The following is a 209-nucleotide window of genomic DNA, read 5'->3' as shown; positions in this document are numbered from 1 at the left end:
TGGTACAGCGGGCCGTTGTACGCCCCGTACAGGGCGCGGGTGGTGCTGTGCGCGGCGACGCAGGGGGTGCCGCCCGCGGCGTAGATGTCGCACGGCCCCTGGGTGGCTGCCTGCGAGGTGGTGGCCGTGGCGGTGAGCAGGCCGGCGGCGAGCGCGGCGGTGGCACCGGCCGCCAGCAGCGCGCGTCTGACGCTGCGTATCCACGGTGG

1 protein-coding gene is annotated in these 209 nt (G+C 76.6%); it reads right to left on the bottom strand.

Features of this window, described 5'->3' with window-relative positions; all coding sequences use genetic code 11:
- Positions 1-200: arabinofuranosidase catalytic domain-containing protein (locus IG99_RS44015; protein WP_324606178.1), on the bottom strand; the 200-nt coding region annotated here is incomplete at its 3' end.
- Positions 201-209: the final 9 nt, after the last annotated feature.

It is taken from the genome of Streptomyces griseus subsp. griseus, assembly GCF_000720255.1.
Taxonomy (GTDB): Bacteria; Actinomycetota; Actinomycetes; order Streptomycetales; family Streptomycetaceae; genus Streptomyces; species Streptomyces griseus_I.
This window is presented reverse-complemented; position numbering and strand designations above follow the sequence as displayed.